Source organism: Pseudoalteromonas sp. Z1A2, assembly GCF_011378755.1.
Classification (GTDB): domain Bacteria; phylum Pseudomonadota; class Gammaproteobacteria; order Enterobacterales; family Alteromonadaceae; genus Pseudoalteromonas; species Pseudoalteromonas distincta.
The window spans coordinates 1-15,439 of the sequence record NZ_WTKX01000025.1; the positions used below are offsets into that span (position 1 = coordinate 1).

Sequence of the window (15,439 nt, forward strand, 5' to 3'; positions counted from 1 at the left end):
TTGAAGATCTGATCATGACATTGAGATTTAGTTCAAAAAAATCCCCGCTAATTTCTTAGCAGGGATTTGTGTATAAGAGACAGCTAATTGCGGCTTTTTTAATGTGTGTTGTATAAATTTTTTAAACTCTAAATTACTTTTTTACTTGAGCATCTAACGATTCGCCATTCACTTTACTAGAATCATCGCTCATCAAGTATAAGTAGGTTGGCATTAAATCTTCTGGTGTAGCAAGCGCGTCTCTATCTTCTCCTGGGTATGCAGCAGCGCGCATAGAAGTGCGAGTAGCGCCTGGATTAATACAGTTTATACGAATATTCGTTTTGCCTACTTCACATGCCCATGTTTGCATCATGCCTTCTACTGCAAATTTTGAGATGGCATATGGCCCCCAAAACTCACGGCCTTTGCGGCCTACACCTGATGACGTAAATACTATCGATGCATTATCAGATTTACGAAGAACAGGGAAAAGCGCTTTAGTGATCATCGCTTGCGCGGTCACGTTTACTTTCATTATGTTTTCGAACGTAGATGAGCAAAAATGTTCAAGTGGACCAAGTGACCCTAAAATACCTGCATTATTAAGCAAGCCATCAAGGCGGCCAAATTGATATTCAATTGTTGCAGCAAGGTCACGATAGTTTTGTTTAGTTGCGCCTTTTAAGTCCATGGGCACAATTGCAGGTTTAGGGTAACCCGCATTAACAATTTCATCGTAAACACATTCAAGTTTATTAGTTGTTTTTCCTAATAAGATAACTGTAGCGCCGTATTTTGCATACGTAATTGCTGCTACTCGGCCAATACCATCACCGGCGCCTGTTATTAAAATAATTTTATCTTTAAGTGCGTTTTCAGCCGCTTGATATGTGTGCATAAAAGTACCCATTCATCTATTTTTTTTGATTTTAACATAGCGAAACGTGAAGTAATCGAATTTATTGTAAAATTAGGTGGCGAAAATAGAAACTTTACGTTAAGTTTAACTGGTCTAATGTCTCATTAATAACCTGATTACATTGTTTTAACTTAATACACTGATTAAACACACTATAAAAATAAAATATGTGCGGAGCCAACAATATGAAAAAAATGCTACTTTCACTCTCTGTTACAGCTGCCTTGGCAGGTTGTGGCGGCGGAGAAACGTTAGAAGATGTTAAGAACGACACAGCAACCGTTATTCCAACAGCAACGGTTACATTTGACCCTGCTGCAGGTATCTTATCGGTACCTAATGATTTATTAATGAGTGGAACCCAAGACGGTACACTTAATATTCCAGGAGAATTAGATGACGACAATGTGTCTATTTCTCGTGCAGCTTATGCTGACCCTCAGCTTGCTCTAGGTGCACTTGATGGTTGGTCTTCGCAGGTTCCTTATAAAATCGATTTAACATTTCCGCCAAATGTGAGTTTAGATGAAACGTCTGCTGGGACACCTGGTACAGTTCGCATTTTTGAAGTAGTAATGGGTGCAAGTTTAACTGACGCAGAATGTTCAGTTGTAGCTGCAGGTACAGCTTGTAAATTGGTCGGTGAGCTTACTTTTGGTGTTGATTTTGTTACTCAAGCTTCTGGTGATGCCGTTGCAATTATTCCTTTAAAACCATTTACGGCAGGTAGCTCATACATCAATGTACTAACTACTGGTCTTAAAGATTCATTAGGGCGTTCTATCGAGCCTTCTTCTACTTATGGGCTGGTTAAACAAGAAGCGCCATTAATTACAGAAGCCCAACTTGGTTTGCAGGGCGCTGTTAACAGTTACGAAAATGTAGTTGTAAGTTCAGGAAATATAACAAAAGAAGATATTATTTTTTCTAGCGCAATGACTATTCAGTCTGCGGGGCCAGTACTTGGGACAATTAAAAAATTGCTAGCTGCAAGTTTGCAACAGCCTGCGATGCCAACGCCTGCGCTTCAAGTTCCTGAACAACCGATGGTAAATGTACAACAGGTATTTGCTTCTAAGGGTGTAGAAGTGTCTGCTGCTTTCTCTGGTGTGCAATATCAAAAAGGTAGCATTATGCTACCAATGTATTTAGGTACACCAACGGGTACTGATATTAGTGATTTAAGTGATACATATTGGCAAGGTATGTGTGATAACGCGGTGGCAATAATCGGTTACAAGGCCGTTGCTGGTGATGCATTTCCTACAGATCCTATTAGTGAAAATGATGGTTTATGTTCTGCATTAAGTGACGGGCAATTACGTGACTTAGGACTAGATAGCACACGTCATTTAACAAAATATAACTCCATTCCAAAAGTACAAAGCATGGCAAATGTGCCAGTGCAAGTTACTAAGCCTATTTTACCAATAATTAATGGTGTACGTGCGCAGTTACAATTAGATCCTATCGCAATGCCTGATAGCGGATGGCCAGTTGTTATTATGCAACACGGTATTACAACACAAAAAGAAAGTATGCTTGCTTTAACGGCGCAGCTTTCTATTCAAGGCTTTGCAACAGTTGCTATTGACCATCCAAGACATGGTGAGCGTGGAATAGATGTTGATGGTGATGGAACAGACGACTTTAATGCAACAACGGGTTCTGTGCTTAGTTACATGAACTTAAGTTCATTACTTGTTGCGCGTGATAGCTTACGTCAATCAGCGGCTGATTTATTGGGTTTACGTTTAGGTCTAAACTTTATTAATGATGCAACGATTAATGCGCAAGATGTAACTTACATTGGTCATTCATTAGGCTCTATTGTAGCCCCTGCATTTATTGCACAAGCTAATAACCCATTAGCGCCAACCGTTGACCCATTATTTAATGTAAACACAGTAGCACTTGCAAGCGGCGGCGGCGGTATAGCTAGCTTCTTACTAGAATCAGCTGCATTTGGTCCATTTATCCAAGGTTCAGTACTTTCACAAGCAGGTACAACAGAAGCTGATGAGTTTAACGCGTATTTACAAGTTGATGCAGTGTCTAACTGTGGTGCAGTATTACCAGATATGGAAGCATATTTAACTTGTGGTTATAACGAGTATGTAGCTTCGTTAACTACAGTTGGTGAAACAAGTAAGCTTACTAATATTCAAGGAGTGTTTACTCAATTTGCATTTGCGGCGCAAACAGCGCTAGATAGCGGCGATCCAACTAATTACGCAGCCACTGTAAAAGCATTAGGTACTCCTGTTTATACTAATGTTGTTGTGGGCGATGGTGTTGATAACAAGCCTGACCAAGTGATACCACCAATGGCAGCAAATAATCCTATTTCAGGCACAATTCCATTAGCTAACTTGATGGGTCTTGAAACAGTAAGTACTTCGCAAGCATTGACTGAAACACCAACAAGCTACTTAGTTAAATTTACTAAAGGGCATCATGGTTCTATATTAACGCCAGCTCAAGATGATGCACAAGCTGCAACTGTTGAAGGCAGTGCTGCCGCTAATACAGAAATGCAGTTGCAAGTAGCTACTTACTTAGCTGCTCGCGGTCGAATGTTATTAGTTTCCAACCCTGAGGTTGTGACTGATTAATAGCCAATAAAATAATTAACCTTTAAAAGCCACTGAAAAGTGGCTTTTTTTTGCTTTAAAGCATGCTAAATTAGCTGAAATTTATAAATGGAGAAACCAGTTGGAATTTTTATACGAATACGGTTTGTTTTTTGCTAAAACAATTACTTTTGTTATCGCTATAGCAGTTATTCTAATGCTAATAGTTGGCGTTGCAGTTAAGCCTAAAGCCAAAAAAGGTGAAATACAAATTGACGACATATCAGAGCAATTAGTCGATCTTAAAGAAAGTTTTCTACAAAATACGCTGGGTAAAAAAGAGCTTAAAGCACACCAAAAGCAGCTTAAATCGCAAAGTAAAAAAGCAGATAAAGATGAGCCTAAACCTCGTTTATATGTAATTGACTTTGTGGGTAGTATGGACGCTCACGAAGTAGAAAGCTTACGAGAAGAAATAACAGCCATTATCTCTATTGCTAACCCAAGTAAAGACAAAGTACTTATTCGTTTAGAAAGTGGCGGCGGAGTAGTGCATGGCTATGGACTTGCTGCATCTCAGCTACAGCGTATTAAAAATGCCGGTATTCCTTTGAGTGTTGCAATTGATAAAGTAGCAGCGAGCGGTGGTTACATGATGGCGTGTGTAGCCGATGAGATACTAGCAGCCCCTTTTGCCATAGTTGGATCTATTGGTGTGATAGCTCAAATACCTAACTTTAATAAAATATTAAAGAAAAATGATGTGGAATTTGAGCAAATTACTGCAGGTGAGTTTAAACGTACGCTTACTTTATTTGGTGAAAACACAGATAAGGCCCGTGAAAAATTTCGTGAAGAAATTGAACAAACACATGATTTATTTAAAACGTTTGTAAGCACTCAACGCCCAAGCTTAGATATAAACTTAGTTGCGACAGGCGAGCATTGGTTTGCAACTCAAGCGATTGATATAGGTTTGGTAGATGTTATAAAGACAAGTGATGATGCATTGCTGGAGCAGCAACATGAGCGCAAAATTTATAAGATTAAATACAAAATTAAAAAGGGATTAAGCGATAAGCTAGCTCTTGGCCTGAGTAGTGGTGTAAATAAAGTGGGAATAAACTTACTCTCTAAATTTAAATCCCTAAATCCTTAGATTAGAATTTTTTTACGATTCAGTTTAATTCTTTCTACTCGAAAAAAAACCTTGATGTATTGCATCAAGGTTTTTTTATAGCTGTATAAATGTAGCTTATGAGTCAATAGACTTATGATAATCTTCTAAGTCTTTAGCTGCATTAGGGTCGTTAAAGATGCTCTCATCAAGTTCACCTTCAGACTTGGCAACAACACAGGTAACCATACAATCACCGGTTACATTAACTGCTGTACGTGTCATATCAAGTAATCTATCTACACCGATAATAATTGCAATCCCTTCTACAGGTAAGCCAACTTGATTAAGTACCATCGCGAGCATTATTAAGCCAACACCTGGTACGCCTGCTGTACCTACAGAGGCAAGTGTTGCTGTTAGTATAACCATTAGATAATCAGAAATTGTTAAATCTACACTAAACACTTGTGCAATGAATACGGTAGCCACACCTTGCATGATGGCAGTGCCATCCATGTTAATGGTAGCACCCAGTGGGATAGTAAATGAGGCAACCGAGTTATTAGCACCTAGTTTTTTAGTAGCAGTTTCAAGTGTAATAGGCATAGTTGCGCTTGAGCTCGAGGTACTAAATGCAAATAAGCATGTGTGCTTCATTTTTGCTAAGAAAATAAGCGGGTTTAAGCCCGTTAATATTTTTAAAAGCAATGTGTAGTTTACGAAAGCATGTAATAACAGTGCAAGCACTACAACGCCAAAGTATTTGGCTAGGCTAACAATTAAGTTAAGCTCAATTGTTGTAAATAGTTTTGCCATTAAAAAGAACACGCCATAAGGTGCAATGTTCATTAACAGCGTAACTAGTTTTAAGATTACTGTGTTTAAATCTTCAAAAACACTTGCTACGCGTTTGCCTGTTTTACCACTTAATGCCATTGCTACACCAAATAATAGTGCAAACACTATAACTTGAAGCATATTACCCTTGGCCATGGCTTCAAATGGGTTAGTAGGAAACATATCTATAATTACACGTGCAAGGGTAGGCGCTTCTTTAGCATCATAAGTTGCATTAGATGGCAAGCTTATACCTTCACCAGGGCTAAATAATAAGGCAAGTGTAATCGCCACTGTTATAGCAATAGCTGTAGTTAATAAATATAAACCAATAGATTTACCACCTAGGCGGCCTAGTTTTTTAGGGTCGCTTAAGCTACAGGTACCACAAACGAGCGATACAAAAACAAGAGGCACAACTAACATTTTTAAGCTGGCAATAAATATTTGGCCACCAACATGGAAAATACCATCAACAAAAAAGGCTTTAATTGGCAAAGAGAATAACCCAAGTGGTATTAGATAATCGTCTTCACCAGCTAATATAGCCTGAAATATAAAACCTACTGCAACCCCAAGCGCCATACCAATCATGATGCGAGTGGTTAAACTCATTGAACGGATTTTTGACATATTCCCTGATCTACATTTTATAAATTTGCCATAGACTACCAGCAAGGAAATATTTACTACAGAAAAAATTGGTATTTATTTAAAATTATTTTGCGCAAAAAAGTAATAAAAAACTGAGATTTTAGACTAAGTTATAGGTTAATATTAAGTGAAAATTAATTTTGGTTATAATAACAACGCTAGGGAGAGGTTCATGCCTTTAATGCGACTGCTCGGCATTTCATTGCTAAGTTTTTTACTCACAGCCTGTGGTGGCGGTGGGTCACTTGAAAAAGACGGCTCCATTAGTGATGGTGATTCCACGACGGAAACATCAACCTATACAATAAGTTTGAAAGGTTATTTGAAAGCGAGTGATACTGAGTCGAATAGTGTTACTGCTGATGCTCCTTTAGAATTAAGAGCTAGTTTAGTTAATGAAGATGGTGATGCAGTGTCTGGCGAGCGTATTACATTCACGTTAGCGGATTCTATTGGTGAGCTAGACCCAGTAGCAGGTACCGCTCTTACTCAATCAGATGGCGTAGCGACTATTGAACTAATAGCAGGTTCAAGTGCAGGTGCAGGTGAAGTTACAGCCACTTTTACGATTGATAGTGTCAGTTACACGGATACATTTGCTTTTGAATCTGATGGTACCGCGTCAACAGAACCTCAGTTAAATATCACAGCTGTAAACAGTTCAGGTGAGAATACTCGTAATGTTGATTATTCAAACCCTCTTACTGTTCAAGTTGAGCTAGAGATTGATGGAAAGCCTGCTGCATTTAAGCTTGTTGAATTCGTACTCACTGGTTTAGGAACAATCAATCCAACTAACGGCACAGCACTAACAAATGCTCAAGGCATTGCAACAATAAGCCTTCTAGCTGGTACAGAAGTTGGTGCAGGTTCTATAGTTGCAACCTACACTGATAATGAAAACATTGTTTACAGCTCGGATGGTTATACATTTACTACCGAAGGTGATGCACCCGTTCAGGGTGAGTCGTTAGACTTTTCTATAGGATTGAGTCTTACATCTTCGACTTCATTGACCGAAATTAGTACCATTAGTGCAGCCGATAGTGGTGTGGTTAAAGCAACTGTTCTTGATGGTGATGGTATTAAAGTAGAGGGGGCCGTTGTTAATTTTTCTTCTACCCTAGGTAATCTTATCCCAAGCATTGGAACAGCATTAACAAACGAAAATGGTATAGCTTCACTTAATTTAACTTCAGGTACTGTCGAAGGTGCTGGTTTAATAACCGCACAGTATGAAGGTGTGGAGAAAACGTTGGGCTTTTACACCCGAGGCGATGCTGTAAACCCAGATCAAAGCACTGCGGATATCAATTTTAAAATTTTGCAAAACTGTCCGGTTGATTTTAAAACAACTAGAGATGCAAGTTTATGTGAAGAGGTAACAAGTATTTCAGGTGATTCTTCAGCTATTTTATTTATTGAAGTTACTAATGAAGACTCTACAACACCACTTACTCAAGCTTTAGTAACCGCTACTACTACTATTGGATCTATTACTCCTTCAACAGGCACTGCAATTACAGATGCAAATGGTATCGCACTACTCGATATTGTTCCTGGGCAGGATGTAGGGGCAGGTGAAATCACCGTGTCTGTACTTAATAGTAACTTGACTAAAGCGTTTCAGATTGCTGCGGTAGATATCGAAATTTCTATTTCGAGCTCTATTGCTGATGATGAGCTATTAGCGGCAGGGGCTACGGCTCTAATTTCTATTGAAATTTCTAAAGATGGTGAGTTATATACAACTCCATTAACGGTTGAATTCTCATCGGGCTGTGTAAGTTCGGGGCAGGCATCAATTGATGAAACAGTGACTAGTATTGGTGGATTTGCACGTTCAACATATCGCCCTTTAACTTGTGTGGGTGGTGATATTATTACAGCAACGGTTATTACTGGTGGAGATACGGTTTCTGCAAATACTACAATTAATGTATCACCTGCAAATATTGGTTTTTTACAGTTTATAGATGTTACAGAGCCTGTAATTGCACTAAAAGGTACTGGTGGTGCTAACCGCACCGAAATTTCAGAAGTGACTTTCAAACTTGTCGATTCAAACGGGAACGATTTAGCGTCAAGAACGGTTAACTTTGAACTTTCAACTGCTGTAGGTGGCATTACATTAGGCACAGCAAGCGCTATTACTAATGCCAGTGGCGAAGTGAAAACATCAGTACTATCTGGTTCGATTGCAACACCTGTACGTGTTATTGCATCAAGTGAGGAAGAGGTTGAAGGCAATACAGTCATTGTTACGGCTCCCTCAGATATTCTTGTTGTTAGTACGGGTATAGCTGATCAAAATAGCTTTTCTTTATCACGCTCTGAATTTAACGCACATGGTTTGAATGTTGATAGTACAGAGGTATCAGTAAATGTGCGTTTAGCCGATCACTTTAATAATCCTGTTCCAGATGGTACGGCCGTTACTTTTATTACAGAAGGTGGAGTTATTGAGCCAAGTTGTACTACAACGAATGGAGCATGTAGCGTTACTTGGACAAGTAGCAACCCGCGTCCTTTTACTGATTCAATGTACGAAAATACAATTGCTCAAAAATGTGATGGTGGATTACCGTGCCCATTAGGTATTTTAAATAATGATCTTACAATAGATTTACCACTTGGTGGACGAGCAACCGTTCATGCATATGCTATTGGTGAAGAGACTTTTTCAGACTTAAATGGTAATGGTTACTTTGATAGCGAAGACTTCTTTGATGATTTATTTGATATCCCAGAAGCTTTTATTGATAACAATGAAGATGGTACTTTTGGCGGTAAAGATTGCAGTGATGGAACAGACCCATGTTCTCGTGACAATTCAACTGGTGATGAGTTTGAAGAGTTCGTAGATTTTGATGGTAATGGCACTTGGACTACCCAAAACGGTTTATACAATGGTTTACTATGTCGTGAAGAAGACGAAACCGCAGGACTGTGTAGCCGTCAATTGGTTAATGTATTTCAAAACCAAGAGATTGTAATGTCTGGCGATGAGGCTTTCTTTAGGTTAGTAACCTATGCTGATGATTGCTCTGCTATTACAGGCGTAACAGCGACTGAGGTACGTGTAAATAGTGACCCCACAAGCCCTTTAGTGCTTAGTTCAACAGGCCAACGGATGTGTGGAGTTAATTCAATAGACTTAACAGAAGCAACAGGAACTAATAGTGTGGGGTTAACAGTATTCATAGCTGATGTCTATAATAACCCTTTACCCGTTGGGAGTGAGGTAACTATTGCCTCTGAAAATGGTATTCTAACGGGTACTAACAGTTATATCTTTCCTAATACCACAAGTTTTGTGCCTGTAGGCATTTCGTTTGGTATAACAAGAGAGCCAGCCGATGGAAGAAATGATATAACTGATGGTTTTTTAACAATTAGTGTTGAAGCTACATCGGGTCTTATTACGTCAACTTCAATTGTAGTTACTGATGACGCTAAGCTATAATTTTATGATGTTTTAAAAAAATGCCAACCTTTAGGTTGGCATTTTTGTTTCTGTTCTATATATTCCACATCAATTAATCTAAAAACACCTGTTTGTTTAATTTAACGACAAAAATTGTTCGTTTATTCAGTAAATACTGAAAAGTTTGTATTAAAAGCTTGTAACAACTAGTGTTTGTAGATATACCTATAAATATTCGCGCCGCTTATGTCGGCAAAACACATTTTTAATATTTGGTTAGAAATAGGCAACTATGGGCAAATCGCTAGTAATTGTAGAGTCACCTGCTAAGGCTAAAACAATTAATAAATATTTAGGTAATGACTTCATCGTAAAGTCCAGTATTGGGCATGTACGTGATTTACCTACTTCAGGTTCGAGCAAAGCTAAAGTGCCGGCAACTAAAACGCCAGCAGAAGTTCGCAAAATGGAGCCTGAAGAGAAAGCAGCGTATAAAAAGCAACGAGATTATACTAACCTGGTCGCGCGTATGGGTATTGATCCTGAGCAAGGTTGGGAGCCGCATTATGAAATCCTGCCAGGTAAAGAGAAGGTTGTTCAAGAATTACAAAAGCTGGCTGAAAATGCAGATCAAATATACCTCGCAACGGATTTGGATAGAGAAGGGGAAGCAATTGCTTGGCATCTTCAAGAAATCATTGGCGGTGAACCTGAAAAGTATAAGCGCGTAGTTTTTAACGAGATTACCAAAAACGCAATACAACAAGCCTTCGAAACGCCAGGTGAGCTCAATACAGACATGGTTTACGCTCAGCAAACACGACGCTTTTTAGACCGTGTTGTAGGCTTTATGGTTTCTCCTTTGTTGTGGGCAAAAGTTGCACGTGGTCTATCTGCAGGACGAGTTCAGTCTGTTGCGGTACGCTTATTAGTTGAGCGTGAACGTGAAATTAAGGCATTTATCCCTGAAGAGTTTTGGGATATTCACGCTGATGTTAAGAATACTGAGTCTGAGTTACGCTTAGAAGTAACCAAACAAGCAGGAAAGGCATTTAAGCCTGTAAATGAAGCTCAGGCTAGCGCAGCTGTTAAAAGCCTTGAGAATGCAGAATACAAAGTAATTAGCGTTGAAGAAAAACCAAGTAAAAGTCGCCCAAGTGCGCCATTAATTACTTCAACCATGCAACAAGCGGCAAGTACACGCCTAGGTTATGGCGTTAAAAAGACTATGATGCTCGCTCAGCGTTTGTATGAAGGCGGTTATATTACTTATATGCGTACCGATTCTACCAATCTTTCAAAAGATGCGGTTGAAATGTGTCGTGAGTATGTAACGAACGAGTTTGGTGCTAAATATTTACCAAAAGATCCAATTAACTATAGCTCTAAAGGCAATGCACAAGAAGCGCATGAGGCAATTCGTCCTTCAAGCGTTACTGTGTTGTCTGGTCATATCGAAGGCGTAGATGCCGATGCTAAAAAGCTGTATGAGCTAATTTGGCGTCAGTTTGTAGCGTGTCAAATGGTACCTGCTGAATACGACTTAACAACACTGACTGTTGCAGCTAACGATTTCCAGCTCAAAGCAAAAGGCCGCGTGCTTCGCTTTGATGGTTGGACAAAAGTACAACCTGCGGTGCGTAAAAAGAACGAAGAAGATCAATCACTGCCAGCTGTTAAAGAAGGTGAAATACTTACTTTAATAGAACTTGATCCTAAGCAGCATTTTACTAAGCCGCCAGCTCGCTTTAGTGAAGCTAGTTTAGTAAAAGAGCTTGAAAAGCGTGGTATTGGTCGTCCATCTACTTATGCGTCGATTATATCAACAATTCAAGATCGTGGTTATGTACGTGTAGAAAATCGCCGTTTCTTTGCTGAAAAAATGGGTGAAATTGTTACTGACCGCTTAGTTGAAAACTTCACTGATTTAATGAACTTTGATTTTACAGCTAAAATGGAAGGTCGTTTAGATGACATTGCTGAAGGCAAGCGTGTATGGACTCAAGTTTTAGATAAGTTTTATGCTGATTTTTCAACGCAACTAACTGTCGCTAAAGACGAGCCAGAGAATGGCGGCATGCGTCTTAATGAGATGGTTGAAACCGATATAGAATGTCCTACATGTAGCCGCAAAATGGGCATACGTACGGCTTCAACCGGTGTTTTCTTAGGGTGTACTGGTTACAGCCTTCCGCCAAAAGAGCGTTGTACAACAACAATGAACTTAGTGTCGGGCGATGAAGCGGTTGCTGCTGATGTCGAAGACGTAGAAACCGAAAAATTAATGCAGATGAAGCGTTGTCCTATTTGTGAAACTGCAATGGACTCATACCTAATTGACGAAACCCGTAAACTACATGTGTGTGGTAATAACCCAGCATGTAAAGGGCATATAGTTGAAGAAGGTACCTTTAAAATTAAAGGCTACGACGGACCAATTATCGAATGTGATAAGTGCGGTTCTGACATGGAGCTTAAATCGGGTCGCTTTGGTAAGTACTTTGGTTGTAATAACGACGAGTGTAAGAACACACGTAAGTTACTTAAAAATGGCGAGGCTGCTCCACCAAAAGAAGATCCTGTTCACATTACTGAATTAGAGTGTGAAAAGTCAGATGCGTATTTTGTTTTACGTGATGGCGCTGCGGGTATATTTTTAGCCGCAAATACTTTTCCTAAGTCACGTGAAACACGTGCACCTAAGGTTGAAGAACTAAAACGCTTTAGAGACCGCATTTCGCCTAAGTTTTATTATTTAGCAGATGCACCAGCTAAAGATCCTGATGGTAATCTTGCTGTTGTACGCTATAGCCGTAAAAATAAATCTCAGTATGTTATGACTGAAGTTGACGGTAAAGCTACCGGCTGGACTGCTCATTATGAGGCAGGTAAATGGACAGAAGAAGCGAAGAAAAAAGCAGCGCCTAAAAAGAAAGCAGCTGCAAAAAAGGCACCAGCTAAAGCTAAGCCTAAAGCGAAAGCTAAAAAAGAAGATGAATAAGCTCGTTATTGCTTATTCATAGCTTTTGTAGATTTAAAAAGTCATAAAAAAACCGGAATGCACAGCTTGTGTCTATTCCGGTTTTTTTGTGCCTAGTTGAATGCTTTCGCAACGGCTTTATTAGCAGTACATTCACCTAAGCGTGTTACCAATTTGATTAAAAACATGGTCATTTTAGCGTATTAAATAACTCAGTTACTGCGTTAAACACTATTCATATATGACTGCGTAGATGCAGAAAGTAGGCATTGCAGGGAGCAGCTGCCGAGAACAAATATATGTCATGCTTTTTCGCTTAGCTATTGAGCTATATTCTTAGCGCTATAATTGATCACTAATTAAATGTAATTGGTATAATTAAATCTTAACAGAAGATACTTTTTTATAGCCTTCAGATTCAAGCTCATCATTTACGCATTTTAATACGTAGGCATTTAGCTCTTCATTGCTTACGTCATCATCTTTAGCCCAGTTAACACACATTTCTGTGTATTCTTTTATCATTTCGGCTGAAGCTGTTGGCGCATCGTCTGCAACCGCGTAAGTCGCAGATACTGCAAATAGTGGTGCTACGATTAATGCTAGCAATGCTTTTTTCATTCGTTTATTCCTAAAAAAATGGTGTGATGACTGATTTATCCAGTTTAAAGTTAGGTATAAATCAGTAGTGCCCAATCCAGAACAACTCTGTTGGTATGTTGATTTTTAATCGAAATTGAAATAAAAGATAACGAAATTTTTTTATCGTGAGGATGAGTAATTTACTTGTCAGTTTTTTAACATTAGTAAGTACAGCATTATTAGCTGGAGTAATATATTTAGTAGCTACGAAAACCTGATTCTACGCTTTATATTAATAACCTTTAGATTGTTTTAGGGAAAATTGATTTCTTAGGTTCAAAAATGAAATGGATAAGCGTCATTGTTTATTTCTACTATGAGGATATTTTAAGTTTGTAATATCAGCCGTATTATTTGCTTTAACTGAATGTCTAAATGGTGAAACTAAAAGTCACTAGAATGCGTTAAATACAAAAAAGCCCAAGTGAATAGCTTGGGCTTTTTCGTGTGTAACGCACTTAGGTAAATATTAAACGCAACTTTTGAGTCATTAACACTGAGCGTAAAAACATGCGTAAGGCTCAAGCGTTGTGGTGCCTTGGCCTAACTTTGCGCTGTGGTGGCTAAGCTCGGTGTATTCTTTAACGATTGATGTTGGCATATCAATACTTGTTTGCTTAGCGCTGAGATTGAACATACAAAGCATTCTTTGCTTTCCAAGCGTTCTATAAAAAGCAAGCACAGGCTCTGGCGTTTCAATAAATTCAATATCACCCTCAAGTAAAACTGTTTGACCTTTTCGCCATGCCATAAACTCACGGTAGGCATTTAAAATTGAGTTATTATCATCTGTTTGTATAGCTACTGATTGCTGCTTATGTGCATTATCAACGGGTAGCCAAGGTTTTACTTCACTAAAACCTGCATGAGATGAAACAGCTAGATCCCAAGGCATTGGTGTTCTACAGCCATCACGCCCTTTAAAATTAGGCCAAAATGTAATGCCGTATGGGTCTTGTAAATCTTCAAATGCCACACTTGCTTCACCTAGACCTAGCTCTTCACCTTGATACATACACACGCTGCCACGAAGAGAAGCTAATAGGGCGGTTAGCATTTTACATTGTTGAGGGTTTACTTCGCCATTTTCGCTCCAGCGGCTCGCTACGCGCTCTACATCATGATTACTAAATGCCCAGCATGGCCAGCCTTCAGTCATACGTTGTTCTAGAGTTTCAACCGTAGTTCTAATATATTCACTTGAGTAATCATTTGTTAATAGCTCAAAGCTATAACCCATGTGCAGTTTGTCGCCACCTTGGGTGTACTGCGCCATTGTAGCTAATGAATCTTCTGATGAGATTTCGCCAAGCGATACAGTACCTGGGTATTTATTAAGTAATGTGCGAATATCTTGCATAAACTCAATATTTTCAGGCTGAGTATTATTGTAGTAATGGTACTGAAATGCATACGGATTATCTTCACTAAAACCACGCCCCTGGCGCTTATCTTTTGGTTTAGCCGGATTATCACGTAATTGCGCGTCGTGATAGCAAAAATTAATTGCATCAAGCCTAAAACCGTCAACGCCTTTTTTAAGCCAAAACTCAACATTATCAAGTACAGCTTTTCGAACATCTGGGTTATGAAAGTTAAGATCCGGTTGTTCGGTTAAAAAATTATGTAGGTAGTATTGCCCGCGACGAGGCTCCCACTGCCAAGCACCACCACCAAAAATAGATAGCCAGTTGTTTGGGGCTGTCCCATCATCTTTTGCGTCAGCCCAAACATACCAGTCGGCTTTACTGTTATTTTGATTTTCACGGCTATCAGTAAACCATTGGTGTTGATCTGATGTATGGCTTAACACCTGATCAATAATTATTTTAATATTACGAGTGTGGGCTTCGCTTATTAGCTCATCAAAATCATTTAGGTCACCAAAAAGCGGGTCAATGTCACGATAGTCGCTAATATCATAGCCAAAGTCTTTCATTGGCGATTTGAAAAAAGGTGAAATCCAAATAGCATCAACGCCTAAGCTTTTAATGTAATCAATACGATTAATAATCCCTCTTAAATCACCAATGCCATCGTTGTTGCTATCTTGAAAGCTACGCGGATAAACTTGATAAATAACCGCACCTTTATACCACTGCTTTTGGGTCATGCTTTTCTCCTTCATTCCACACAGTATTTAGACTATTTTTATTTGTGATTACGATTAATCACGTTATTTGCAAAAAGCATACGTGAAGCCTTGTGCACTGTAAAAAGTCTGCATACGTATGCACTAAAATTAACGCAATTAAATTATTAAAAATAAGTACTTATAGCTAGTTTAAAGGTGTTTTATTTATGT

General features: G+C 38.9%; 8 protein-coding genes. 4 read left to right on the forward strand and 4 right to left on the reverse strand.

What is annotated here, in order from left to right:
* Positions 1-133: 133 nt before the first annotated feature.
* Positions 134-880 carry a YciK family oxidoreductase gene (locus GQR47_RS15850; protein WP_002959717.1) on the reverse strand — a complete coding sequence of 249 codons (747 nt, stop codon included), beginning with the start codon at positions 878-880 and terminating at the stop codon, positions 134-136.
* Positions 881-1,086: 206 nt separating this feature from the next.
* On the opposite strand from GQR47_RS15850, the gene GQR47_RS15855 reads away from it, so the two are divergent.
* Both GQR47_RS15855 and sohB read left to right on the forward strand, forming a co-directional pair.
* The gene (locus GQR47_RS15855) at positions 1,087-3,516 is read left to right on the forward strand and encodes a VolA/Pla-1 family phospholipase (RefSeq protein ID WP_154903242.1); all 2,430 of its coding nucleotides are present in this window, start codon (positions 1,087-1,089) and stop codon (positions 3,514-3,516) included.
* 100 nt (positions 3,517-3,616) lie between these two features.
* The gene (gene sohB, locus GQR47_RS15860) at positions 3,617-4,633 is read left to right on the forward strand and encodes a protease SohB (protein WP_154903240.1); all 1,017 of its coding nucleotides are present in this window, start codon (positions 3,617-3,619) and stop codon (positions 4,631-4,633) included.
* A 96-nt stretch (positions 4,634-4,729) separates the two neighbouring features.
* On the opposite strand, the gene GQR47_RS15865 is transcribed toward sohB, so the two are convergent.
* On the reverse strand, positions 4,730-6,064 hold the full coding sequence (locus GQR47_RS15865) for a dicarboxylate/amino acid:cation symporter (protein ID WP_024606768.1): 1,335 nt from the start codon (positions 6,062-6,064) through the stop codon (positions 4,730-4,732).
* A 193-nt stretch (positions 6,065-6,257) separates the two neighbouring features.
* Between GQR47_RS15865 and GQR47_RS15870 the strand changes: the two genes are divergently transcribed.
* Together GQR47_RS15870 and topA are read left to right on the forward strand one after the other, a co-directional pair.
* The gene (locus GQR47_RS15870; RefSeq protein ID WP_024596729.1) at positions 6,258-9,551 is read left to right on the forward strand and encodes an Ig-like domain-containing protein; all 3,294 of its coding nucleotides are present in this window, start codon (positions 6,258-6,260) and stop codon (positions 9,549-9,551) included.
* Positions 9,552-9,804: 253 nt separating this feature from the next.
* Positions 9,805-12,513 carry a type I DNA topoisomerase gene (topA, locus tag GQR47_RS15875; protein ID WP_165724080.1) on the forward strand — a complete coding sequence of 903 codons (2,709 nt, stop codon included), beginning with the start codon at positions 9,805-9,807 and terminating at the stop codon, positions 12,511-12,513.
* Between the two features lie 357 nt (positions 12,514-12,870).
* Here topA and GQR47_RS15880 read toward each other — a convergent pair whose 3' ends face one another.
* Positions 12,871-13,113, reverse strand: coding sequence for a hypothetical protein (locus tag GQR47_RS15880; protein WP_002959734.1), 243 nt, complete (start codon positions 13,111-13,113; stop codon positions 12,871-12,873).
* A 511-nt stretch (positions 13,114-13,624) separates the two neighbouring features.
* A complete protein-coding gene (locus GQR47_RS15885; RefSeq protein WP_165724081.1) occupies positions 13,625-15,247 on the reverse strand; it encodes an alpha-glucosidase family protein in 1,623 nt (540 codons plus the stop codon).
* Between the last annotated feature and the right edge of the window lie 192 nt (positions 15,248-15,439).

Bases quoted from the DNA above. Each gene is read 5' to 3' on its own strand.
- GQR47_RS15850 (WP_002959717.1), bottom strand. From the start codon at position 880: ATGCACACATATCAAGCGGCTGAAAACGCACTTAAAGATAAAATTATT.
- GQR47_RS15855 (WP_154903242.1), top strand. From the start codon at position 1,087: ATGAAAAAAATGCTACTTTCACTCTCTGTTACAGCTGCCTTGGCAGGT.
- GQR47_RS15865 (WP_024606768.1), bottom strand. From the start codon at position 6,064: ATGTCAAAAATCCGTTCAATGAGTTTAACCACTCGCATCATGATTGGT.
- GQR47_RS15870 (WP_024596729.1), top strand. From the start codon at position 6,258: ATGCCTTTAATGCGACTGCTCGGCATTTCATTGCTAAGTTTTTTACTC.
- topA (WP_165724080.1), top strand. From the start codon at position 9,805: ATGGGCAAATCGCTAGTAATTGTAGAGTCACCTGCTAAGGCTAAAACA.
- GQR47_RS15880 (WP_002959734.1), bottom strand. From the start codon at position 13,113: ATGAAAAAAGCATTGCTAGCATTAATCGTAGCACCACTATTTGCAGTA.
- GQR47_RS15885 (WP_165724081.1), bottom strand. From the start codon at position 15,247: ATGACCCAAAAGCAGTGGTATAAAGGTGCGGTTATTTATCAAGTTTAT.